Origin of the sequence: Kitasatospora sp. MBT63, assembly GCF_000710465.2 — a bacterium.
In the GTDB taxonomy this organism is placed as follows: domain Bacteria; phylum Actinomycetota; class Actinomycetes; order Streptomycetales; family Streptomycetaceae; genus Kitasatospora.
In genome coordinates, this window is record NZ_JAIZ01000541.1 from 1 (window position 1) to 896 (window position 896).

Here is an 896-nt window from a genome sequence, read left to right on the forward strand (position 1 = left end):
AGGTCGTAGATGCCGTCGAGGACCGGCTTCTCCAGCAGACCGGCCTTGACCGCGTGGTCGGCCTCGGCCTGGAAGGTGTTGGCCAGCGGGTCGTCGAGGAACTCGATGTCCTTCCACGCCGGGTCGAGGACGGCCGGCTCCAGGGCGTTGCCCGCGGCCGCCTTGATGGCGTCGTTGGCGTCGGCCTTGGCCTTGTCCGGGTTGGCCTTGATGAAGGCGTTGGTGTTCACCGAGCCGCGCAGTACGGCCTCCACCACGTCCGGGTGCTCCTTGAGGAACTTCTGCGAGACGATGATGTTGGTGATCACGAACTTGCCGTCCGGCCAGACCTGCTTCTCGTTGAGCAGTTCCTTGGCGCCGAGGGTGACCAGCTTGGACGCGGTCGGCTCCGGCACCCAGGCGCCGTCGATGGAGCCGGACTTGTACGCGTCGGGGGTGACCTTGTTGTCCGAGCGGACCACCGAGACGTCGCCGGCGCCGGACTGCGCGTCGACCTTGTAGCCCTTCTCGGCCAGGTAGTTGAGCAGCGCCACGTCCTGGGTGTTGCCGAGCTGCGGGGTGGCGATCTTCTTGCCCTTGAGGTCGTCCAGGGTCTTGATCCGGTCGGGGTTGACCACCAGCTTCACGCCGCCGGAGGCGGAGCCGCCGATGACCCGCAGCGAGCTGCCCTTGGACTTGGTGAAGCCGTTGATGGCCGGGGAGGGGCCGATCCAGCCGATGTCGATCGAGCCGGCGTTCAGCGCCTCGATCTCGGCCGGGCCGGCGTTGAAGATCTGGGTCTTGACCTGGGTCGCGCCCAGCTCCTTCTGGAACAGGCCCTCCTGCAGGCCGACCAGCGGGGTGCCGTGGGTCAGGTTGGCGAAGTAACCGATCTTCACGGTGTCGGCGGACAGCTT

The 896-nt window shown here is 67.1% G+C and carries 1 protein-coding gene; it reads right to left on the minus strand.

Annotated elements, in window-relative coordinates:
• Positions 1–896 (minus strand): aliphatic sulfonate ABC transporter substrate-binding protein (locus AA75_RS28800; protein ID WP_033823212.1); only part of this gene is annotated, 896 nt, incomplete at both ends.